This window comes from Flavobacterium covae (assembly GCF_001534645.1).
GTDB lineage: Bacteria > Bacteroidota > Bacteroidia > Flavobacteriales > Flavobacteriaceae > Flavobacterium > Flavobacterium covae.
On record NZ_CP013992.1, the window covers coordinates 2237182 to 2261335 of the forward strand.

Below are 24154 nucleotides of genomic sequence, written 5' to 3' on the forward strand. Positions count from 1 at the left end.
TACCAATTTTTCAATAAATTTACAAACTTTTAACAAATCCTTTTATTTCAATTATCAACATAAACAAACTTTTTCAGGACGAAATACACAATAATTAGATAAGGATTATTTTAATATTTTATTTTTTAAAACAGACAAAACAATTATTTAATAAATAAACCAGACAAAGCTATATTTTTATAGAATTTTCTTATTTTTTTTAAAACAATGAAAAAAATCATATTTCTCACAATCTTTCTTTCTTTTAATAAATTTTATTCACAGCACACTGAATCTTTTACATACGGATTAAAAATAGGTGCAGTACATTCATCTTTTAGTAATCTCCCCGAAATGATTGTAGGCAGAGACAATTCTTTAACTCATTTTAGTCTAGATTCTAAAGGAAGTTACGGAGTAGAAGGTGGTTTCTTTGTGAATGCTAAATTACCTAATACAAGAGTAGCCTTACAAGGTGAAATTCTTTACAGAAATTCAGGAGATAAATTAATATTCAACAATACTTTGGGAAAAAATTATACTTTAAGTTTTGATTATTCTTTTATAACCATTGGGGCTATTTACAAAGTATATCCTTACAAAGGTTTTAATGTAGGAACAGGGGTTTTTTATTCTAAAAACATAAATCCTAGCAATATAAATTACACTTCTAATGAATACGATGGAAGGTATGATACTACGAAACGACAATTTTATAGAGACGCATTAGTAGGTAGTGATGACTTTAGCTTGTCTTTTTCTCTAGGATATGAATTACCGTATGATTTACATATTGAAGGTAGATATTATTTAGGACTAGGTGATGTTATAAAAAACAAAACGGCATCATTTCAATTTATAGAAAATTACAATAGAAGTTCTGTTATAGGTCTTTCTATAGGTTATAGTTTACATAATTGGTAACATAAAAAAATCAACAACATGAAAAAAATTGTATTTCTTTTATTTTTTACAATAGTTACTCATAGTCAAATTGGAAAAGAAATTAGTTACGGCTTTTACGCAGGTGCTGTATATTCAAAAATGAATAATATACAAAACACAATAATTCCTCCTAACATTTACACCAATTTTTCCACGACTGAAAAAGATAAATTTGGGGCTCTAGCTGGTGTTTTCTTAAATTGGAAATACCCTCGAGCAAACATAAGTTTTCAACCTGAAATATTTTACAGTCGCCAAGCTACTGATTTTAATTACAACGACAACAAAGGATTAAATTATCAAATAAAATTTGACTATCACAATTTAAATTTAGGATTCTTATTCAAATATTACATTCATGAAGGGTTGTATTTAGGCATAGGTCCTAATGTTGCTCTAAATCTTAACAGAAATAATATTAGTTACACTTCTAATGGAGCTGAAATGGAACAAAAGTACGGAGTCTCCTTTACTCCAGATCCTATTGTACAAAAAACATTAAAAGAATCTCTTGAAGGAGCCGACTATTTTCAAGGTATTTTTGGCATTGGTTATGAATTTCAAAACAAATTAGTTCTTGGTTTTCGTTATCATTTAGGTTTAACGGATGCTCTAGAAACTAAAGAAAATGGGCACCGATTTATAGATAATAATAATAAAACCAACGCTTTTTCATTACACATAGGATACAAATTTGATTTTGATGATTCAAACAATTTCTAGTTCTATTGTCTCTTCTCATAAAATTATTAAAATCATTATTTAACATTCTAATAATATAAAAAACAAAAAATAGGCAATCCTATACAGCATTGAGGTAAAGGTATTTATTATGTATTATAAACAACAAATAAACTACACGCATGAAACTATATATACCCTTTTTTATCCTTATAATATCTATAAAATGCTTTGCTCAAAAATGTCCAGCACAAGTAAAAAATCCTTATATTTGGATAACAGCAGATAAAAATAAAAATCAGTTTATTTTAAAAAATCAATTAGTCCCTAACACTATATTATTAAAAAAGACTGAAGGAGTTCTAATAAATAATCATCCCAGCATATTTTTTGATGCAAGCCAAGATACACTAACCTTTAACATACCAAAAATAAATTATCAAACTATTTTTTTAGTTTATAAAGTAAAGGACAGTTTGACCGAACAAGTATTATGGAACATCTCTGATCAATCAAAAAACATTACTTTAACAACCACAGAAAGACTGGCCAATCTTTCTAATTTCAAATACAATTCATTAAAAAACAAGTCAGAATATTCTTCAGCTATTCATTTTTATCAACATACAAAATCAAACCTAAGCGATAATAATAAATACCAAATCTCTATAGGTAAAATAAAACATAACTTATCAATACCCGCCCGTTTTTTGAAAGGATATATTAGTGAAATTATCATGTATGATAGATTCCTTAACAACAAAGAAACCAATAAAATAGCAAGTTATTTAGCTATAAAATATGGTATTTCTTTATCTCAAAAAGAACTACAAAATTACACGGATAGCAAAGGAAAAATCATTTGGAACGCTCTTGAAAACAAACACTATTTAAATCATGTAACCGCTATAGGTAAAGATGAAACATCACAACTCTACCAAAGTAAAAGTCGTAATATTGAAGATGAGTTAACAACTATAGATTTAAGTTCTATTAAAGAAAGTGTTCCTGATAATAGCTTTTTGTTTTGGAGTGATAATGCCAAACCATTAAAATTTAAACAAGAAGAAGGATTACCTAAATTACTAGAAAGAAAATGGCTTATGTGTATTGATTCTACTATTGATAGTCATAAGATAAAGTGGCAATTTAATTTAAAAAAAATAACAGACTTAAAACAACCCGATACAAAACCCTGGTTAGTAATAGATCCAACAGGAAAAGCAAAATGGGATTCTGACGAAATAATATATAAAAAATTAGAAGAAACCTCAGACGGAACTACAACCCTAAATAATTATAATTGGGATGGTAAAAAAAACAAAAAAATCGTTTATACATTTCAAATGGCACCAGATATGTTTGCTAGAGTAAAAATTACTCAACCTAAATGCGGAATATCTGATGGGTTTTTAAAATATACAATTATTGGAGGTAAAGCTCCTTATACTATAACTTTAATTAACCATGATACTAAAAATGTTGTTAAAAAATGGATTCATGACAACAATACTTCAAACATCGCAGTACATTCTGGAAAATATAATTATATAGTTGTTGATGCTAGTGGAACCATTTATGAACAAAAAATATTTATTTCAGATCAAGATATAACAAGTCCTAAACTACAAGAAACATTTACCCTAAATGACACTCCAATAGTCATAAATGCAAACGGTTATTTACCAGAAGGAAACTATCAATTTCAATGGTTTTTAAATAAAGAATTGATTACTAATGACAACACCATAATGCTAACAAATCCAGGCGATTATCAATTAATTACAAAACATGAAAATGACTGTGAAACAGTTACTAACTTTCGAGTAGAGGAGAAAAACAATAGTAAAAACAATCAAATAATAGCATTACCCAATCCTAGTGAAGATGGACATTTTAAAATTTTTGGAAATTTCAACACTATTACAAACGCAACACTATATATATACAACTCAGCTGGAGCTCTAATAACAACAGAAAAATGGTCTGGAAAAACCCAATATATATATAACGGTCATATTCCTACAAGTGGCGTTTATATAGCAAAAATAAGTACATCAGAAGAAGAAAAATCAATAAAAATAATAATAAAATAAACTATTACTAGAATGAGCAAGAAAATATACTTATTTTTTCTATTAATTGCTGGCATAGTTTTCGCTGCAAATTATAATCACATAAAGAAAACAATAATAAATAAACCTGCAAAAGTTAACTTAATAGCAAATAAAAAAACATTTTCAAATACCATCTCATCTAAGGTATTAATACATAAAGCCGATATCAAAGAAGGAGTTATAGGTCTTAATTCAAGTCAAATTATAGATGATGCCTTTGATAATTTATTTCATATTCAAATAAACCAATTACCTACTAATGATCAAACAGTATTCTTAGAATACGATTTATATGGTTATAAAAATGGAACATCTATTATTAAAAGCATCAATAATGCCCAAAGTACTGGTGGAAACTTTATTTCAAAAAACAACCAATGGTTACATCAAAAAGAGCAAATAAGCAATAGTGTAATAAAAAAAGGGAATAATATACTTTTTTTTAATGCTCCAGAAATAAAAAACAACCAATATAAAATAAAAAACGTTACACTAAACTTCTACAAAAACGAAAATACCCTTCAAAAATTTGAATTATTTCGTTTTGGAAACAAACTCTACATTGCCGGATTTCAACCCGAAAAAAACACAACATTGTATATAAATGACAAAAAAATAAATACCATTAATCAACATTTTGAAACCGAAATAGACTATACCAATCAAAAAGAAATAACCTGTATAAAAAAAGAAAACAACACAAACACTATAATTCCTATATCTATAAATAACTTTATCCCTGTAGATTATTACATCCCTTTATACAATAAAAACATAAAAAAAGAGCACACAATAGGTATTAATGGTGGGATTATAAACAATTCAAATGCTAGTTTTCAGCTAGAAAAAGATATAATCAAAAAAAACACATTATTTTCCATAGAAGCCCTCCATGCAAAAGATATTGCACCGTTAAACCCTTCAATGGTCAATGTAACTCAAAATTCTTTTGCTTACAGATTATTACCCCACGGAATACAATTCAAAAAACCTGGAAAACTTACAATTCCTTACGACAAAAAATTAATTCCAGAAGGATACACAGAAAAAGATATAAATCTTTTCTTTTTTGATGAAAAGAAAAGACTATGGAAAGAAATTCCTAAAGACACATTACTAGCCCATGAATCTAAAATAACAGGAAAAACCACCCATTTTACCGATTTTATAGCAGGAATTATAAAACTACCCGAATCACCCGAAACCTCTGGCTATACCCCTACAAGTATCAAAGATTTAAAAGCAGCCTCTCCAGCCGTAGGCATAACCCCTATTACCCCACCTACTGCAAATCCAAACGGAAGTACTAGCACAAATTTCCCTATCGAAATTCCAAAAGGCAGAGCAGGCATGCAACCTTCACTAGCCCTACAGTACAGTAGCGAAGCCGGACATAGCTGGACCGGACTAGGATGGGCAATAAACCTACCCAGTGTAGACATAGAAACCCGTTGGGGAGCACCAAGATACGATGCGAGCAAAGAAACCGAAAGTTATACCCTAGCGGGTGAGGCACTCTTGCCGAACGCTCATAGAGAAGCTTGGACAGACAGACAAAACAATAAACAGTTTTATCCTAGAAAAGAAGGTGCTTTCCAAAAAATAACCCGTAAAGGAAATAACCCTACCAACTATTATTGGATAGTAACAGACAAGAGCGGTACAACAACCTACTATGGCGGTACACCCGCTGGCATAGATAACACCGCTATTTTACAAGATACCAATGGCAATATAGGCCATTGGGCAATTACTTTACAAATTGACTTAAAAGGAAATACGATAGCCTATCAATACGAAAAATCCGAAGGCGAATTATATATCAAAAATATATATTATACTGGAAAAAATGACCAAAAAGGAGCATACAGCATACACTTTATTAAAGATACAGATTTAGGAGAACCCACTAGAGAAGACGTACAAATAGCAGCAAGATTAGGTTTTCAGCAAACCTCTAATAAACTATTGCGAAAAATAGAAGTCAAATTTAAAGACCAAATGGTTCGTAGCTATGGACTTACCTATAAACAAGGTGCATTTAAAAAAACATTGCTAAAAGATATAGAAGTATATGATACAAAAGGAAATCTGTTTTACAAAAACTCCCTCGATTATTATGACGATGTACGAGATGCTAGTGGCAACTACACCCCTTTTGGCGAAGAACAAACCTGGAGCGTACCTAATGATGGTATTACACCTGCTTTTGCCGCTTTTAAAGAATTTAAAGGAACTCACACTCTTACAGGAAGTTCCCGCTCTATTTCTGGAGGTTTTAATTATAGATTAGGAATTGGAATTCCAGGAATTGGAGTCTTAAATCAAAATACTTTAGGCGGACAAGGAGGAAACAACTGGAGCAATACCTCTACCTATGTTGCCTTAGAAGATTTAGACGGAGATAACTTACCTGACAAAATTTTCACCAAAGGAGATAAAGTCTATTTCAGAAAAAACCTTGGGGCAACAGGTATAAACCAATTTTCAGACACATACCACGTTATTAATATTGGGAATGTTGGATTCTCTAGAAACTATTCCTATAATTACGGCGTCGATCTAATTTTAGGCTTTGGACAATTGGGTGGTAATTTAGGATATGATCGACAAATATCAAAAAGCACCACCACCAGTTATTTTATGGATTTTAATGGCGATGGACTCACTGATTTTGCCGATGGCGGAACCGTTTATTACAACCGTTTAGTAAATGGCATCCCTACTTTTACCCCAAACAGTACAGGAACCCCTTCCCCCATAGTTAATGAAGGCGAGTTATTACTAACAGGCAATACACAAAACTCCGAAGCCGAAATAATAAAAAAGAACCCATTGCACGACATCGTACGCCTATGGCAAGCTCCAGCTACTGGATTTATACAAATTTCGCATATCTATAAATTACTAGAAGACACCTCCACTGATAGACAAAATTATAAAAACAATGATGGCACAGATAAAGCCGATGGTGTAACGTTATATTTTCAACAAAACAATAATTTAATCTGGTCTGAAACTATTGGAGCAACAAACTATCTATCAAAACAAAAACAAGACAATCTTTTTGTTACTAAAGGAGAACACCTCTATTTTAGAGTTAGTTCTATAAAAGATGGTAATTTTGATAACATCCTTTGGGAACCTACCATCAACTATCAAGACATAGACCCTAGTCATACGGACCCTAATGGCTTTAGTTTAAAAACTTACAATCCTAAAAAAGATTTTTTAGTAAGTTCACAAACACTTATTATGGCCCCAAAAGATTCTCCAATACGATTTGATGGTATTTTTTCTAAAAAAACAACTTCCGATCACATCCTTTTAAAAATTATTTCCAATAGATTCAGTCTTGGCGAAACAGTTGTCTTTTCAAAACAATTTTTAGCATCAGAAAACATTACATTCAATTTTAACACCATTCCTCTTATAAATGCCCTAAAAGGCGACGGATTCAGAGTAATCATAGAATCCGAAACAAATATAGATTGGAAAAATTTGATATGTAACCCTTCCATTATATACAAAGACCACTCCGACAACCAAGAAACAAAACCCCTAGAAGTTACACATACAATTTATAATCGAGTAGATGACAAATACATCCTCAACCACATTATACCTAGTTCCAAAGGAAAAGCAACCTTTCATAATTACAGCGGAGTAATTCAATTTAATAAAGTTAGACCTAATCAAAGTTTTGATAGCGACATACTAATAACAGCCAAACAAGAAGAAAAACTAGTAGCTAGAATTAGATACAAATTAACAGATGGATACCTAGCTTACACACCAAAAGCAATTGATCTATCATATCCTTACGACAGTATTGTAGCTAACAAACCTATTAAAATAGAATACTACTTCAATAACAAAAATACTTCAACCCTCTTTCAACAAAATCATTCTAGCGCATTCCTCGTTATAAAAGATTCTGTCATAATAAAAAACAAAAAAACATTAGTAGAATATAATTATTTCAGCTCAGAAAACAGCTACTACGGCAATTTTGATGATGTCGAAAAAAAATTAAAAATCAGAAATAGAAATTGGGGCGTATTTTTAATTAACGGAAATCTAGCAGCCAATACCATTGACAAAAACCTTATAATATCAGATAAAAAACCCTACGATATTGACCCAAAAAATATGCCAGACATCAGCGGAAACACATCTGTTACCCCAGCAACTCATGGACAATTTGAAGCCTCCAAAGAATACTTTATCCAAGCCCGAGGAAATTACGCTTCAAACAAATGGTTAGGCGCAGAAGATGCTATTTTTATCAAAGAAGAATATATTAGTTCAGCACGTCTAGGCGAAGATGATCTACAAAAATTCTTAGACACTTCCTTACCTACTGTTCAAGGAGGCGGCAGTCGAGCCTTATTTACCATATCAGAATCCACAAGTAACGCCTATGCTGCCGGCTTATCCGCTAGTTCTTCCGGGGCAGGTGCCAACTATTCAGAAGGCAAGTCTATCGTTATAGAAACTATGACCGATTTTAATGGAGATCGTTACCCCGATTTTGTACGCAATGGCAACGTACAATTTACAACCCCTAGAGGAGGTTTGTCTAACCTACAAAATAATATTGGCAATTTTAGCGTATCCATTATAGGAAGCAAAGGAGGAAGTGTCAATGGAAAATACAGTCATGGGAGTGCCAATTCATCTGATACAAAAACTAATGCAAAAACAACTGTGCAAAAAAGTTCTAATGATAAAAAATCAAATTCCGATGCCCAAAAAGCAGGAAAATACACCAGTATAAGCGGAAATATAGGCACAGGAAATGATTACTCCCAAAAAATACATACAGACATCAATGGTGATGGACTAACAGATCAAATTAACGATAACGGAATTGTTTTACTTAATACAGGATACCGATTTCTTCCCGATTACAATTGGAAAAACCTAAACAAAGGAATAAACGAAGGAAATTCATCCGATTTTGGAGCAGGATTAGGCTTTAGTTTCGCATCAGGCTCTATATCTGGAGGATTTTCTTATAATGGCTCTTCTAATGAACAATCTAAATCCTTTCTTGATATTAATGCCGATGGATTACCCGATAAAATAATTTACACACAAAACAACATCCTCATTTTCCTAAACCTAGGAAACGGTTTTGATACTAACCCATTACAATACCCAAAATACGCTAGTATGAGTAAAAACAAATCAACTAGTTATGGTATGAATGCTAGTTATGCTTTCGATTTTAGTTTAACCCCTATTCCTATTCGGATTGCTATACAAGCAGGGGCTAGCACCGGTAATTCAGTAAGCAAAATCGAATCTACTTTTAACGATATTAATGGCGATGGTAATTTAGACTACATAAAATCCGAAAACGAAGACAACCTTACCGTACGTCTTTCTAACATAAAACGTACCAACAAACTAAAAAGCGTAACTAACGCTATGGGCAATAGCTTTACCGTTGATTACGAATTTAAACCAAGCTCTTACGAAGCGAACGGAGCAAAATGGGTACTCAAAGAAGTAAACCTTTTTGACGGCCACACAGGCGATGGTGTAGACAACCTTATTAGCCGTTTTACCTATGAAAACCCTTATTACGACCGCCGTGAACGTGATTTTTATGGCTATGCCAAAATTACTACACAACAAATAAATGCTACCAACAATACCGTATATAACACCCAAATACAAGAGTTTTACAATACCGATTTTTATCGTAAAAACCTCTTAAAAAGCACTTTATTATTAGATAAAGACAATAAAAAACTACAAGAAACCAGCACCACCTATAGTATAACCAATGCTCAAAACCAAACCCCTATTACCGAGGGCTTGTTAAGCAACCCTGCCGCCGATTTGTTATCAGTGTTTATCGCACCTATACATACCCAAGAAAAACACTACGAAGCAGGCACCGCCTTTTTAGACAAAAACACCTATAATAAATATGATCCACAAGGTAATATTGTAGAATATACAGATTTAGGCAACGGCACACCACAAGATAAAGTAACCGCCAAAATAAGCTACCACAACAGCCTATCCCCTTATTACGATGGCATCCCTAAACAAATAGAAGTATTTACCATTGATGGACTAAAACGAAAACGAGCTACCCAAATAAACCCCGCAACAGCCGAGGTTACACAATTTAAAATGTATGCTAGTAACGACAAGGTAGCCATAACCGATATTGTATATGACACCTATGGCAATATTATAAAAATTACAGGCGCCCCTAATTACAAAAACCAACGAGCTCAAATTACCTATACCTACGACGATCAAGTCTACAGCCACATCACCCAAATACAAGACCATTTTGGGTATGCAAACAAAACGGAATACGACTACCGTTTTAACACCCCTATAAAAACCACCGATCGTAACGAACAAAGTACCCTATACACCCTAGACGACAAAGGACGTACCAGCACCATACAAGGCCCTTACGAAATAGCCAGTGGCAAACCCTACACCATTGCCTACGAGTATTACCCTACCGCAGAAGTACCCTATGCCAAAACCCGAAATTACGACCCTGAACTAAACAAAGACATAGAAACCTATACCTATATAGATGGGCTTGGGCGTACCTTACAGGTCAAAAAAACAGCCTCGCTTTTTGGCGGTATAGATGCCCCAGACCAAGAAGGTCATATTATATCGGGCAAGGTGGTGTACGATGCTTTTGGTAGAGCGGTAGAGAGTTTTTACCCAACCTTTACCACTACCCTAAACAACAGTTTTAGTACCCTAGCAAGCACCGTAAACCCTACTAAAACCCAGTACGATGCCCTAGGCAGAGCCACAAAAACAACCCTGCCCGATGGTAGTACCACCACCACCACTTTTGCCATAGAAAATTTTAAAGGCATAAATGCTTTACAAACCACACAAACAGACCCACACGGTAAGGTGGCAAAAACCTATACCGATGCCACTGGCAAAAATATAGCCACTATACAATATGACGGTGGCAACGAGCTACTTACCCAGTTTAGCTACAACGCCCTTGGCGAAACTGCCGCTGTTATAAACACTATGGGACAAACTACCCTAAGCACTTACGACTGGCTAGGCCGACGCACCCAGTACATACACCCCGATGCTGGTACTACCACCATTACCTACGACCTAGCAGGCAATATGACCAAAAGAGTAACTAGCCAAATAGAGCAAACCATGCCCGATGGCGGTATCCTATATGAATATGATTACAACCGATTAGAACACATAAAATACCCTAGATACCCACAAAACAATATAAGCTATTATTATGGTAGTGCTACCGAAAATGCCCCACGCCGTGGACGTATGTGGCTAGTAACCGATGCCAGTGGAGGTACCGAGTATTTTTATGGTAAACTAGGCGAGGTTGAAAAAGAAATAAAAACCCTACGCATAACCCCTACCGATAACCAAACCTACATTACCCAATACGAGTACGACACCTGGAACCGTTTGCAAAAAATGATATATCCTGATGGCGAGGTGCTTACCTACACCTACAACCGTGCAGGAAATTTACAAACAATGCAAGGCACCAAAGAAAACCAAACCTACCTCTATATTAAGCAACTAGCCTACGACGAGTTTGAACAACGCAAGTACCTAAAATACGGCAACGATACCCAAACCCATTACACCTACGACCCCACCTTACGTCGTTTGCAACAACTAAACGTAAACAGTGGTAACCGTGCCATTATAAACAACACCTACACCTACGACCTTGTAGGCAATGTACTAGGCATAAAAAACACCGTGCCTGTAGTAGCCAATAGCCTAGGCGGTAGTAGCCAGCAAAGCTACCAGTACGACGATTTGTACCGACTAAAAAACGCCACAGGCAGCTACAACGGCCAGAACAACCATGCCACCTACACCCTAGCCATGCGCTACAACAATATGCACAATATAGTAAGCAAAGAGCTACAACACCAGGTAAACGGTACCCAAAAAGGCTACAAACTAGACTACCAGTACAACAACACCCAGCACCCCAATGCCCCAAGTGTAATAACCGAAGACGGCAAACCCGAACCTCGTAACTACGAATACGACGGCAACGGCAACCCTACCCAATACCTAGAATTTAACAATTTTAGAAAAATGACATGGGACGAAGAAAACCACCTAATGGGCATAAACGACAACGGGCGTATGCACCTATACACCTACGACCACACAGGCGAGCGGGTACTAAAAAGCAGTGGCGACACCCAAAACGTAAGCATAAACGGCGCACAAGCCGCCAGCATAAACCATTTTGACAATTATACAGGTTACGTAAGCCCCTATTTTGTAATAAGTAAAGGCAAATTTACCAAACATTATTTCGAAGGCGCAGGGCGTATAACCTCCAAAATAGGACAAGGAACCTTTGCCCAACCTACCAAAATTACAGCAGGCGGAATAAACTATGCCCAATTAAGCACAGAACAACAACAGTGGTTAGACGACTATGTACGCAACCTAGGACTCCCTCCAGGACCACCCACACAGCAAGGACTATACGCCAGTCCAGCCGCTACAGGAAAGCCTTACCCAAGCCCGCCCAAGCAAAACGCTAACCAAAACCAAGAAACACCCGAGGGCTGGCCTAGACAACCCGTGTTTAATCCCCCAGGCAATGTACCAGGACCACCCATACAGTTTGGCGATCCTATAAAACCCGCAGATGTAACCGCAGGCGATGGTTTTGTAGGCAACGGCTTGTTTGAAAAAGATATTTTTTATTACCATAGTGATCATTTAGGGAGTACTTCGTATATTAGCTCTATGAATGGCCAGTTGTCTCAGCATGTAGAGTATATCCCTTTTGGAGAAGTCCTTTTTGAAGAACACTCCTCCTCTATTTCTATGCCGTATTTATTTAATGGAAAGGAATTGGATAGAGAGACCAATCTCACTTATTACGGAGCGAGATATTTGGATATGAAGACTTCCCTTTGGCTCAATGTTGACCCGCTAGCGGAACTTCAACCAAACAAGACACCGTACCATTTTTGTTCAAATAATCCAGTTAGTAGAACTGACCCAACAGGAATGCTGGATGGAGAATTTGAAAAAGATAAAGATGGTAATTGGCAAAAAACATCTAATGTTGGAGACAGCATCGGAGTAGATTTTTATCATTCTGATCAAAAAGACAAAACAGGAAATCAAATTACTTATGTGACTGATCGTAAAGGGAATTGGAATACAATCAAAAATGGTAAGGAACTATTAGCAAATAGTGAAATTAGAGATAGGAATACTGATTGGAATGATATATATAATGAATGGAGTGAAGGATATGGTCCTGAAAAAAGTATTTTTGAGGGGTCACATCCTGCCAATAAAGCTATTCACGACAATTATTTATATAGAGATTTAGAAGATAAATTTTTAGATTCAGGAAAAAGCAAAGGTGCTTATGAAGCTAACTTCTATTATGGATGGGATAATTATTGGACATATAACAATATGCAAGTTCAAATGATGGGAAGTTATAATGCAAGTTTTTATAAGTTAGGAGATACAGTCTTAAATCTTATTCAAGATTCTAAATCAAGAACATCTTTTTATTATCATTTACCAGTAGATAACTATCCAAGAGGAAGTTTAGAATATAATTTTAGAACTAAAAGTTTTGATTTGAATAACAGAGAAACAAATACTTTTCAAACTTATTTATTTTTAACTACAAAAAAATAATTTAAATGCAAAAAAAAAGGTTAATTATATTTTTTATAATATTTCTATTGTCTTTATTCTTATATAGTAATTTTTATGTTATCAATACAATAAAAGGAACATATGTAAATCGAAATTACCAACAGAAGCATTTTTTGAGTAATATACCATATGAAGCAGATACGTTAAAACTATTAGATAATAACAATTTTAGTAGCTCATATTATGGGAAAGGGAAATATAAAATCTACTATACAATTACAGGCACAAAGATTGTATTAAACTATGGACAAGGTATAGAAGAGGATAGTTTTGACACTTCTCTTGAGAGAGAATTTTTTTTAGGCAACCTTAAAATTAATTTATTTAAAGATTTAAATCAATTTTATGAAAAAGTAGATTGATAAAATTATAATTATACTTAAACAAACCCCGAGCCAACACTCGGGGTTTGTTATTTTTACAAAGTATAAGATTGTTTAGTTTTAAAATCTCGTATGTAAGCAGAAATCACTTTAAGGATAGTATTTTTTTCTTCTTGTGGTAGTTCTTCAATCTTTTGAAATTCTTTTATAAGCTCGGCATCTTTAAGTGGAATAGCAACAAAATTTGGTACGAAAATCTTAAGCCACATTTTGGTTTAAATTTCTTAAATATATTTCCATTTCGAGAGGTATTTTTATACCAGGACCACCCATACAGTTTGGCGATCCTATAAAACCCGCAGATGTAACCGCAGGCGATGGTTTTGTAGGCAACGGCTTATTTGAAAAAGATATTTTTTATTACCATAGCGATCATTTAGGAAGTACTTCGTATATTAGCACTATGAATGGTCAGTTATCTCAGCATGTAGAGTATATCCCTTTTGGAGAGGTGCTTTTTGAGGAACATAGCTCTAGTTTTTCTATGCCTTATTTATTTAATGGGAAGGAGCTAGACAGAGAGACTAACCTTAGCTATTATGGGGCGAGGTATTTGGATATGAAGACTTCCCTTTGGCTCAATATTGACCCACTAGCCGAGAAGCATCCTAATCAAAGTCCATATCTGTTTTGCAATGCAAACCCCATAATTTATATGGATCCTGATGGAAGGGATGGGATCATAGTTATAAAAGGAGGACAAATAACCATATCATCAAATATACAATTGTATGGTGCGGGTGCTACAAAAGCGGTAGCGGCACAATACCAAAAAGATATAAACTCAAGATGGGGAGGAACATATAGTGCAAAGACCTCTGATGGAAAACAGTCTTTTAAAGTAAATGTTAAAGTAAATGTTGGATTGTACGAAGGAAAAGCACAAAATGATCCAGCAATAATACCTGAAAGTTGGAATCCGAACAATCGCGATAATTTTATTGAAGTAGGAGCTGGAGTCGCTCGATCTTATGTCACTGGCGGAGATGAAGGAGAATGGAGAAGTCAAGGCAGAAATGGCAATACTTTAGCGCAAGATGATCCAGCACCTCATGAGGTAGGGCATTTATTAGGATTAGATGATAGATATACTGATGGTAATGGACCAGATAAAGGCTGGGGGAATAACATAATGGGAGACTCTAAAAATGGAAAAGTGGAGCAGAGAAATGTGGATGGAATTCTTCAGGATGCAATGAAAGCATACGAAAATTGGTCACAAGATAAAAATAACGCAGGTAAAGAATTTAGATATGAAATCGATGTTAACAGACCAAATAAAGAAAATAATTAGGAATTGTTTTTTTAGGTTATTAGTGATTGATTTATTTTTATTGCTATTGTATTGGTATTATCAACCTTTGTGCGAACCTTGCTTGGATAAAAATGATTGTCCCCCGTGTCTTTCAAAAGAACAGTATTTTATAATTTATTTAGGGGTCTTCTTAAATATAATATTTGGAATCTACTGTATTTTTAAGTCAAAGTCTATAAACAACAAAGCCCTCAAATGAGGGCTTTGTTGTTATTACAAACTATTCAATTTAGTAGCTTTAATAAAAATGGAATAGCAACAAAATTTGGTACGAAAATCTTAAGCCACATTTTGGTTTAAATTTCTTAAATATATTTCCATTTCGAGAGGTGTTTTTATACTAGGACCACCCATACAGTTTGGCGATCCTATAAAACCCGCGGATGTAACCGCAGGCGATGGTTTTGTAGGCAACGGCTTATTTGAAAAAGATATTTTTTATTACCATAGCGATCATTTAGGAAGTACTTCGTATATTAGCACTATGGATGGTCAGTTATCTCAGCATGTAGAGTATATCCCTTTTGGAGAGGTGCTTTTTGAGGAACATAGCTCTAGTTTTTCTATGCCTTATTTATTTAATGGGAAGGAGCTAGACAGAGAGACTAACCTTAGCTATTATGGGGCGAGGTATTTGGATATGAAGACTTCCCTTTGGCTCAATGTTGACCCACTAGCGGAGAAGTTTCCTCACGCTTCGCCATATAACTATTGTCTTGGAAATCCGATTAGGCTAACAGACCCAACAGGGATGGAGCCAGTAGATGAAAGAAACAATGATGAAAGAAAAATTGATATAACCGTACCTATTAGCTCTGGTTATGAAAGTAATTTACAAAAGTTACTAAATATAAACAAAACAGGAACTACTGGAATAAATCCAGATGGGGATAGTGATGATAGTGGGCTCAATCACGCGATGCATTTGGGGGATGATAATGGCTACGATAAAAATGGAAAACAAGTTAACAACAAAGGTGGAGATACTACTGATTATTTGTATGACGAGAAAGGTAACATTATAGATTCTACACCTGTGCAATTTAGAGCTGTATCGCAAGAAGAATTTAGAGAACTTGGAGGATTTAGAGGCTATGGAGTTAAAGGTTTTCCAATGGCTACTGGAGCTATTAATGATGATTCATTAAATTTTACAACAAATCTTGTAGGTGCTGGAGAAATTTATCATGGAGGTAAATTAATAGCAATGGGGTTCACTAAAGTATTAAAATCTTCTGTTGGGGTTAGAACAGTTTTAGGTGGCTCGAAATATACTTTAAAATCTTCAGTTTATTTCGAAAAAATGATTGGTTCTAAATCAATAAATGTTTTGGGAGTGAAATCTTTACCAACTCTATATGGAAGAAGTACCACTTGGGGTACATTTTTAGGAAGGAATGCTCCAATTATTGGGACAGGAAGAATCGGATTTGGAGGCTATTTAATAAGTAACTAAATCTATTAATATGGAAAAAGATACTAAAGTTTTAGATTTTTTAATAGCCTATACTGGTATAAAATCTTTAAAAAAGAATTCAAATATTGCAAGTGATCAGTATAAAATATTTGATTTAGATGCTGAAAATTTAATGGAAAATTTTTTCGAAAAATTTGAAATTAATTATAAAGGCTTTATCATTGACAAATATTTTAATTATCCTGATTATAGTTGGAGAGAATTAGTTTTTTTTAAACCTTTTTTTAAAAAGAAAGTATATTCAGAGAGACAGGAATTACTAATATCTCATTTAATTGAAGTTGCTAAACGAAAAGAATGGTTTGACCCATCGTAATATTATAAAAGCCGAGCGATGCTCGGCTTTTCTTTGTTTTATAAAATACTTTGAATTTTTCTTTTAGCAATAAAGGCATCAATAACCGAAAAAATATGGTTACGGTCAGCTTCTTCAAATTTAGAAACTTCTAAAATACGGCTACTGGTATCTTTATCAATTTGTACATCGTCTTTTCCAGTAAGGTAATCTAAAGACACATCAAGAATATCAGCAATTTTACGAGCTAAATCAATAGAGGGATAAACTTCGTTTCTCTCATATCTTCCTAATACATTTTTATGAATACCTAATTGACTAGCTAAGTCGGTTTGGGATATTCCTTTTTGTTTTCTAAGTTCAGAAACTACACTTCCAAAATCCATAATAAGAAACTTTATAGGGTTAAAAAACCTTGTTTACTATTGAATTGCAAAGATATGAAAACTAAATCAGTTCTTCAAAACTCAAAAAGTTTGCAAAATAAAACTAAAATGGTATCTTTGCACCTAATTAGTTGTCAAGAATAATTTTAAATATTTTTTAGTCAATGGAAATCCAAGACATCAAAGAGCAATTAACCATCGCCAACGTATTACACTACTACGGCTTAAAAACCGACAAACAAAGTCGTTTAAATTGTCCGTTTCACGAAGATAAAACCCCAAGTTTTCAAGTGTATTACAAAACACAAACGGCATACTGTTTTAGTTCCAATTGCAAAACACACGGCAAAAGTATTGATGTGATCGATTTTATACTGCATAAAGAAAACTGCACCAAACACGAAGCCATTAACAAAGCGGTTGAAATTTTAGGGCATAAAGAACCCAACAAAAATGAAAGGTATCAGCAAGATTTATCACGAGAGCAATTTTTGGGTAATATGTACCAGTATTTTAAAAATGCCATCAGCAACAGTAAACCAGCCAAAAAATATCTACAAAATAGAAATTTAGATAATAAAAAAATAGAAGTCGGTTACAATGGTGGGCAGTTCCATCACGGAGCAAGAAAAGACAAAACTTTAATTAATCAATGTTTAGAATATGGATTACTAATTGACAAAGGAAACAAAGGCAGAACAGGAGAAACAGCTTACAACGTTTTTGGCAAATGGTGTATTGTTTTTGCTTTAAAAAACAGAAATGATCAAGTAGTGAGTTTATACTTTAGAAGCACATTAAACGAGAAAGAAAGTAAACATTTTTATTTAAAAAACAGACAAGGTTTATATCCAAATTATCCCAATGTAAATACTAAAAAACTAATCTTAACCGAAAGTATTATTGATGGTGCAAGTTTGTTGCCAACGCTTGAAAAAGCCCCCTTTGGGGGTTGGGGGCTTATAGCTTGCTTTGGAACTAACGGATTGAATGATGAAATTTTAAAAGCAATAAAAGAACTCAAACAATTAGAAGAAATCATCTTTGCTTTTGACAATGATACCGCAGGTCGCACGGCGACAGCGAATTATTCTAAAGTAATATTAGAACTTATACCAGGAATAAAAATAAGCGTGTTAGAACCCATAAACAAAGACATCAATGAAACACTACAACTACACAACGAAGATATTTTTATTGAACTTTTAGACAAAAGAACACAGTTAAATCCTTCTTTTTCAATTGAAGATAAAACAACAGAACAGCCAAAAACTGAAAGCCAAAAACCATCAAACGCAATCGACTTCTTAAAACGAAAACATTTACTAAAAAACTTAAATATAGAAATCGGCAAAGCAGGAATAGTTGGAGAAGAAAACAGCAGAATGTTATTATTTTTAATCATCATTAGTTATTTAAATAAAAGTCCATTACACGCACTCGTACAAGGCTCAAGCGGAAGCGGAAAAACCCATATTATAAGCAGAATTGCAGACCTTATGCCTCAAGAAGACGTTTTAAGATTTACACGAATTACAGAAAGTTCTTTATACAATTGGGGTGAGTTTGATTTATTCCAAAAGGTGGTGATTATTGAAGATTTAGACGGTTTAAAAGAAGATGCACTATATGCTTTAAGGGAATTTATAAGTAATCAAGTATTAAGAAGTTCTGTAACTATCAAAGACAAAAAAGGAAACAATAAAAGCAGTCATAAAATAGTAAAAGGTCAGTTTAGTAGTTTATCGGCAACAACAAAAGGCGAAACCTACGAGGACAATATGAGTAGAAGTTTTTTAATTGCTGTTGATGAGAGCAAGGAACAAACCGCAAGAATAATCGAATACCAAAACAAACGCAATGCAGGAGAAATAGATCCAAACGAAAGTCAAAAAGCAATAGGATTTATACAAAGTATGGTAAGAAATTTAAAGGTTTATGAAGTTATAAATCCGTATGCCACACAATTACATTTACCAGAGAAAGTGCATAAAATAAGACGGTTAAACGAAATGTATCAAGCCGTAATCAAACAAGTAACCTTCTTAAATCAATACCAAAGAAAACTAACCAACAACAACCAATTAATAACCGAAATCGAAGACATAGAACAAGCCACCGAAGTACTTTTTGAAAGTATCATTTTAAAAGTTGATGAACTTGATGGAAGTTTAAGACAATTTTTTGAACGATTAAAAAAACACGTTAAAAACGAAAATCAAGAGTTTATTTTAAGAGATATAAGACAAGATTTAGGAATAAGTAAAACACAGATATTTAGATATATACAAACGCTTTTAGAGTTAGAGTACATCAAACAGGTTGGCGGTTTTGCAAACAAAGGCATAAAATATAAAATCTCCTATTGGGATAATTACCAAAAATTAAGAGCTGAAATAAAAGATTACTTAATGAACCAAATCGAAAGCCTTAAAAATAAGTAATCTTTTATTCATGAACTCCTTTAAAAAAACAATAAAAAAAGAAGTGAATAAATAAAAGACTTTTTAATGTTACAGATTGAACAGCTACGACAAGAGCAAAAGTAAGTTGGAACACTAAAAGAACGCAAAAGGAACACTAGAAAACCTTGTAAAGTATTGTAAAATATAAGAAAACAATAAAAAAATAGTCTAGCGTTCCTAAATTCAAAATATTGAGTAAGCAAAAGCATCATAAACCTTAAAAACATCATAAGCATGGGTGCTCCAAGTAAACACAAAATCTACACAGAATATTACCAAACAGAAGCCATAAACTACAAAAAACATTTAGACATTTTAGGATTAAACCCCGAAACCACACAAGCGAGATATTTATATCTGAAGGAGTTTTTTAGTTGGCTGGAAAAGTATCAAATATTTGAAATAAAAAAAGTTACACCAAAAGAAATAGCCGAATACAACAACTATCTAAAAGAAAAAATTAGTCAAAGAACTAAACAAAAACTAAAGCAGAAATCTATTTATGATAATATGCGAAATCTTCAACAATATTTAGGGTATTTATTAGAATTAGGAGTTATAAAAAGCAGTCCGGCATCACATTTAAAATTTACTCCAATCAATGAAAAAGTAGAACGATTTATTTTTACTCAAAATCAAATACAAGAACTCTATAAAATAGCGAATTTACAAGAAAAAACGATTTTAAATATGGGGTATGGTTGTGGGTTAAGAGTTCAAGAAATCAGCGATTTAAATAAAGAAGATATTAGAATAATTGAAAATTTAGTAATAGTACAAAAAGGTAAAAACAGCAAAAGAAGATTAATCCCAATTAGTGAAAAATTAGCCCAAGAATTACAAGAATATTTAGAAAGTTTAAAGCATAAAACTAATGAGTTTTTAATAAATAATAAAGCAAGAAGAATGAGTGATGATACTATAAATAAACACTTTAAGAAACTAATTTTAAAAACAGAATTTGGTAAAAAATTAAAGATTGAAGAATTAAATAAAATCGGAATTCACTCATTAAGGCACTCAATCGCAACACACTTACTACAAAACGGAATGAAGCTCGAACAGGTTCAAAAATTTTTAGGACATAGCCACATCGAGAGTACAGAAATATATACACATATAACTCAAAATCAAATTAATAATATGAAATGACACTACGTAATTATTTGGAAAAGAAATACAGCAAAAGCACATTAAACAGCAACTTATTTTTAATAAAACGATTTACAGATTACTACGGAAATAAAGCCAAATTAGCCACTTTTAAAGATATTTTAAACTACATAGAACACTTACGAAAGAATTACGATTTAAGTCCAAAAACATTACGACACTCGTTGTATGGAGTTAAAATTTACTTCAATTATTTATTAGAAATCGGAAAAAGAAAGGATCATCCTTGCAGTGAATTGTTTTTAAAAGATAAAATAGATAGACAAATACAAGTTGATACACTTTACAGCCCAGAAACATTAGAAAAATTCTTTGAAACCTATCAAATCAGAAAGAAAAAATATTTAGAAAACAGAAACAAAGTAATTATAAGTTTACTCATTTATCAAGCCTTAACCGTCAAAGAAATAGCAGAATTAGAAGTTGAAAACATCAATTTAGAAAAGTGTGAAATTTACATCAAAGGAAGTCTAGAAATCACTTCAAAAAGTCCACAATCAAGAACTTTACCATTACAAGCCAAACAAATATTATTAGTTTATAAATACTTAAATGACGATAGAATTAAACTACTGAAATACAACAATAAACAAGAAAATAAAACTTTTATACTTGGACAATACGGCGAAAAAATAAATGCACACGGAATCAGTAAAATGATAAACGAACAAAAACCAAAAAGCGAACAAATACAACCAATGAAAATCCGACAATCTGTAATTGCTAATCTATTAAAAAAAGAAAACGATACTAGAATAGTACAAGTTTTTAGCGGACATCGCAGGGCAAGTACAACAATCCAATACAAACAAACTGAACTGGAGCAATTACAACAAGCAGTAAACCAATACCATCCAATCAAATAAAAAAGCGGTGTGCTTCGCACGAAGTATTTGCACCCACCCAGCCAACGCACCCCAACGCTCCAGTGGTTCTCCCAACGCTATCGGCACTTGTTTTTCCCCACAGTAAGCCAATAAAAAAAGGGTTTTTGTTTTCCAAAGCCCATCGCACACAAAAAAACCTTTTTTTATCCGCTTACTTCCCACGCTCAAAAAACAAGAGCCGAAACCCAACCCTCAACCACTCCCAAAGCTATGTTACATAATAAGCCATTATGAGTCAAGCCCTAAAGGGTTCGCTTCGCCTTGCACCATAAGCTTATTATGTAAAATAGCCCCACTCCATCGCTCCCACCCACTGCCGACCCTACTGCCAACGCACTACGAAAGCTTTATTATTTGTAAATTCTTTGTTCAAAAAACTTCGCAAAATTACGCCTACTTCGTGAAAACTTGTAGCCTTAAATCTTTGCTTGTTTTTTATCACAAAAATTTTAAAAAACAGTACGATGACTAACGCCCTACGGTTGTTGGCTCATTTTTTTAGAAGATTGCCAAGAAGCCTTTTTTTCAATTGAAAAATAAAAAGTGGCAATCTTCCAAAAAAATCGAGCGAAAGAACAAAACCAACCCCAAACCACAGGCAAAATGGAAAGTTGGTTTTGTACTTGCTTTTACTTTTTCAATAAAAAACAACTTCTTTTTTTTTCAACTGAAAAACAATTGAAAAAATAAGTACTTTTGATTTTACAAATGGGATGCTACAAACTCACATATAATCCATTACAAATTGTTCGTAGGCACGAACCCAAGCCCTCGCGCGAGGCGAAAGTTGTGCAGTGTTGGATGTCTGTTGACCCGCTAGCGGAGAAGTTTCCTCACGCTTCGCCATATAACTATTGTCTTGGAAATCCGATTAGGCTAACAGACCCAACAGGGATGGAGCCAGTAGATGAAAGAAACAATGATGAAAGAAAAATTGATATAACCGTACCTATTAGCTCTGGTTATGAAAGTAATTTACAAAAGTTACTAAATATAAACAAAACAGGAACTACTGGAATAAATCCAGATGGGGATAGTGATGATAGTGGGCTCAATCACGCGATGCATTTGGGGGATGATAATGGCTACGATAAAAATGGAAAACAAGTTAACAACAAAGGTGGAGATACTACTGATTATTTGTATGACGAGAAAGGTAACATTATAGATTCTACACCTGTGCAATTTAGAGCTGTATCGCAAGGAGAATTTAGAGAACTTGGAGGATTTAGAGGCTATGGAGTTAAAGGTTTTCCAATGGCTACTGGAGCTATTAATGATGATTCATTAAATTTTACAACAAATCTTGTAGGTGCTGGAGAAATTTATCATGGAGGTAAATTAATAGCAATGGGGTTCACTAAAGTATTAAAATCTTCTGTTGGGGTTAGAACAGTTTTAGGTGGCTCGAAATATACTTTAAAATCTTCAGTTTATTTCGAAAAAATGATTGGTTCTAAATCAATAAATGTTTTGGGAGTGAAATCTTTACCAACTCTATATGGAAGAAGTACCACTTGGGGTACATTTTTAGGAAGGAATGCTCCAATTATTGGGACAGGAAGAATCGGATTTGGAGGCTATTTAATAAGTAACTAAATCTATTAATATGGAAAAAGATACTAAAGTTTTAGATTTTTTAATAGCCTATACTGGTATAAAATCTTTAAAAAAGAATTCAAATATTGCAAGTGATCAGTATAAAATATTTGATTTAGATGCTGAAAATTTAATGGAAAATTTTTTCGAAAAATTTGAAATTAATTATAAAGGCTTTATCATTGACAAATATTTTAATTATCCTGATTATAGTTGGAGAGAATTAGTTTTTTTTAAACCTTTTTTTAAAAAGAAAGTATATTCAGAGAGACAGGAATTACTAATATCTCATTTAATTGAAGTTGCTAAACGAAAAGAATGGTTTGACCCATCGTAATATTATAAAAGCCGAGCGATGCTCGGCTTTTCTTTGTTTTATAAAATACTTTGAATTTTTCTTTTAGCAATAAAGGCATCAATAACCGAAAAAATATGGTTACGGTCAGCTTCTTCAAATTTAGAAACTTCTAAAATACGGCTACTGGTATCTTTATCAATTTGTACATCGTCTTTTCCAGTAAGGTAATCTAAAGACACATCAAGAATATCAGCAATTTTACGAGCTAAATCAATAGAGGGATAAACTTCGTTTCTCTCATATCTTCCTAATACATTTTTATGAATACCTAATTGACTAGCTAAGTCGGTTTGGGATATTCCTTTTTGTTTTCTAAGTTCAGAAACTACACTTCCAAAATCCATAATAAGAAACTTTATAGGGTTAAAAAACCT

At 33.4% G+C, this 24154-nt stretch carries 16 protein-coding genes; 13 read left to right on the forward strand and 3 right to left on the reverse strand.

The window, feature by feature from the left end:
• Positions 1 to 207: 207 nt before the first annotated feature.
• The 5 genes from AWN65_RS09885 (at position 208) to AWN65_RS09905 (ending at position 13804) form a co-directional block, all read left to right on the forward strand.
• Entirely contained in the window at positions 208 to 903 is a 696-nt protein-coding gene (locus AWN65_RS09885) for an outer membrane beta-barrel protein (protein WP_060383017.1), read from the forward strand.
• An 18-nt stretch (positions 904 to 921) separates the two neighbouring features.
• Entirely contained in the window at positions 922 to 1647 is a 726-nt protein-coding gene (locus tag AWN65_RS09890; RefSeq protein WP_060383018.1) for a porin family protein, read from the forward strand.
• Positions 1648 to 1787: 140 nt separating this feature from the next.
• Positions 1788 to 3701 carry a T9SS type A sorting domain-containing protein gene (locus AWN65_RS09895; protein ID WP_060383019.1) on the forward strand — a complete coding sequence of 638 codons (1914 nt, stop codon included), beginning with the start codon at positions 1788 to 1790 and terminating at the stop codon, positions 3699 to 3701.
• A gap of 12 nt (positions 3702 to 3713) precedes the next feature.
• Positions 3714 to 13421: a SpvB/TcaC N-terminal domain-containing protein gene (locus AWN65_RS09900; RefSeq protein ID WP_060383020.1), complete on the forward strand. Its 9708-nt coding sequence runs from the start codon at positions 3714 to 3716 to the stop codon at positions 13419 to 13421.
• A gap of 134 nt (positions 13422 to 13555) precedes the next feature.
• A complete protein-coding gene (locus AWN65_RS09905; protein WP_123907311.1) occupies positions 13556 to 13804 on the forward strand; it encodes a hypothetical protein in 249 nt (82 codons plus the stop codon).
• A gap of 56 nt (positions 13805 to 13860) precedes the next feature.
• Here the strand turns inward: AWN65_RS09905 and AWN65_RS14920 are convergent, their stop codons facing one another.
• The gene (locus AWN65_RS14920) at positions 13861 to 14034 is read right to left on the reverse strand and encodes a hypothetical protein (protein ID WP_158447602.1); all 174 of its coding nucleotides are present in this window, start codon (positions 14032 to 14034) and stop codon (positions 13861 to 13863) included.
• A gap of 194 nt (positions 14035 to 14228) precedes the next feature.
• Here AWN65_RS14920 and AWN65_RS09910 point away from each other — a divergent pair, with 194 nt between their 5' ends.
• The 3 genes from AWN65_RS09910 to AWN65_RS09920 all read left to right on the forward strand — a co-directional run bounded on the left by AWN65_RS09910 (position 14229) and on the right by AWN65_RS09920 (position 16933).
• The gene (locus AWN65_RS09910) at positions 14229 to 15119 is read left to right on the forward strand and encodes an RHS repeat-associated core domain-containing protein (protein ID WP_060383022.1); all 891 of its coding nucleotides are present in this window, start codon (positions 14229 to 14231) and stop codon (positions 15117 to 15119) included.
• Positions 15120 to 15624: 505 nt separating this feature from the next.
• Complete coding sequence (locus AWN65_RS09915) at positions 15625 to 16596, forward strand: RHS repeat domain-containing protein (RefSeq protein ID WP_060383023.1); 972 nt, start codon at positions 15625 to 15627, stop codon at positions 16594 to 16596.
• A 10-nt stretch (positions 16597 to 16606) separates the two neighbouring features.
• Entirely contained in the window at positions 16607 to 16933 is a 327-nt protein-coding gene (locus AWN65_RS09920; protein WP_060383024.1) for a DUF1493 family protein, read from the forward strand.
• A 38-nt stretch (positions 16934 to 16971) separates the two neighbouring features.
• Here the strand turns inward: AWN65_RS09920 and AWN65_RS09925 are convergent, their stop codons facing one another.
• Positions 16972 to 17298, reverse strand: a complete 327-nt coding sequence (locus tag AWN65_RS09925; protein ID WP_060383025.1) for a helix-turn-helix domain-containing protein — start codon at positions 17296 to 17298, stop codon at positions 16972 to 16974.
• Positions 17299 to 17462: 164 nt separating this feature from the next.
• Here AWN65_RS09925 and AWN65_RS15260 point away from each other — a divergent pair, with 164 nt between their 5' ends.
• The 5 genes from AWN65_RS15260 (at position 17463) to AWN65_RS09950 (ending at position 23759) form a co-directional block, all read left to right on the forward strand.
• Positions 17463 to 19742, forward strand: a complete 2280-nt coding sequence (locus tag AWN65_RS15260) for a CHC2 zinc finger domain-containing protein (protein WP_081078429.1) — start codon at positions 17463 to 17465, stop codon at positions 19740 to 19742.
• 255 nt (positions 19743 to 19997) lie between these two features.
• The gene (locus tag AWN65_RS09935; RefSeq protein ID WP_060383026.1) at positions 19998 to 20915 is read left to right on the forward strand and encodes a tyrosine-type recombinase/integrase; all 918 of its coding nucleotides are present in this window, start codon (positions 19998 to 20000) and stop codon (positions 20913 to 20915) included.
• Positions 20912 to 21802 (forward strand): tyrosine-type recombinase/integrase, encoded by an 891-nt coding sequence (locus tag AWN65_RS09940; RefSeq protein ID WP_060383027.1) that lies wholly within the window; start codon positions 20912 to 20914, stop codon positions 21800 to 21802. Before AWN65_RS09935 ends, AWN65_RS09940 begins: the two co-directional genes overlap by 4 nt.
• A gap of 822 nt (positions 21803 to 22624) precedes the next feature.
• Positions 22625 to 23422, forward strand: coding sequence for an RHS repeat-associated core domain-containing protein (locus AWN65_RS09945; RefSeq protein ID WP_145902556.1), 798 nt, complete (start codon positions 22625 to 22627; stop codon positions 23420 to 23422).
• A gap of 10 nt (positions 23423 to 23432) precedes the next feature.
• Entirely contained in the window at positions 23433 to 23759 is a 327-nt protein-coding gene (locus AWN65_RS09950; protein ID WP_060383024.1) for a DUF1493 family protein, read from the forward strand.
• A gap of 38 nt (positions 23760 to 23797) precedes the next feature.
• Here AWN65_RS09950 and AWN65_RS09955 read toward each other — a convergent pair whose 3' ends face one another.
• On the reverse strand, positions 23798 to 24124 hold the full coding sequence (locus AWN65_RS09955) for a helix-turn-helix domain-containing protein (RefSeq protein WP_060383025.1): 327 nt from the start codon (positions 24122 to 24124) through the stop codon (positions 23798 to 23800).
• Positions 24125 to 24154: the final 30 nt, after the last annotated feature.

What these genes read in the sequence shown, in the direction of transcription:
- AWN65_RS09885 (WP_060383017.1), top strand. Translation starts at nt 208, where the DNA reads ATGAAAAAAATCATATTTCTCACAATCTTTCTTTCTTTTAATAAATTT.
- AWN65_RS09890 (WP_060383018.1), top strand. Translation starts at nt 922, where the DNA reads ATGAAAAAAATTGTATTTCTTTTATTTTTTACAATAGTTACTCATAGT.
- AWN65_RS09895 (WP_060383019.1), top strand. Translation starts at nt 1,788, where the DNA reads ATGAAACTATATATACCCTTTTTTATCCTTATAATATCTATAAAATGC.
- AWN65_RS09900 (WP_060383020.1), top strand. Translation starts at nt 3,714, where the DNA reads ATGAGCAAGAAAATATACTTATTTTTTCTATTAATTGCTGGCATAGTT.
- AWN65_RS14920 (WP_158447602.1), bottom strand. Translation starts at nt 14,034, where the DNA reads ATGTGGCTTAAGATTTTCGTACCAAATTTTGTTGCTATTCCACTTAAA.
- AWN65_RS09910 (WP_060383022.1), top strand. Translation starts at nt 14,229, where the DNA reads ATGAATGGTCAGTTATCTCAGCATGTAGAGTATATCCCTTTTGGAGAG.
- AWN65_RS09915 (WP_060383023.1), top strand. Translation starts at nt 15,625, where the DNA reads ATGGATGGTCAGTTATCTCAGCATGTAGAGTATATCCCTTTTGGAGAG.
- AWN65_RS09920 (WP_060383024.1), top strand. Translation starts at nt 16,607, where the DNA reads ATGGAAAAAGATACTAAAGTTTTAGATTTTTTAATAGCCTATACTGGT.
- AWN65_RS09925 (WP_060383025.1), bottom strand. Translation starts at nt 17,298, where the DNA reads ATGGATTTTGGAAGTGTAGTTTCTGAACTTAGAAAACAAAAAGGAATA.
- AWN65_RS15260 (WP_081078429.1), top strand. Translation starts at nt 17,463, where the DNA reads ATGGAAATCCAAGACATCAAAGAGCAATTAACCATCGCCAACGTATTA.
- AWN65_RS09935 (WP_060383026.1), top strand. Translation starts at nt 19,998, where the DNA reads ATGGGTGCTCCAAGTAAACACAAAATCTACACAGAATATTACCAAACA.
- AWN65_RS09940 (WP_060383027.1), top strand. Translation starts at nt 20,912, where the DNA reads ATGACACTACGTAATTATTTGGAAAAGAAATACAGCAAAAGCACATTA.
- AWN65_RS09945 (WP_145902556.1), top strand. Translation starts at nt 22,625, where the DNA reads ATGTCTGTTGACCCGCTAGCGGAGAAGTTTCCTCACGCTTCGCCATAT.
- AWN65_RS09950 (WP_060383024.1), top strand. Translation starts at nt 23,433, where the DNA reads ATGGAAAAAGATACTAAAGTTTTAGATTTTTTAATAGCCTATACTGGT.
- AWN65_RS09955 (WP_060383025.1), bottom strand. Translation starts at nt 24,124, where the DNA reads ATGGATTTTGGAAGTGTAGTTTCTGAACTTAGAAAACAAAAAGGAATA.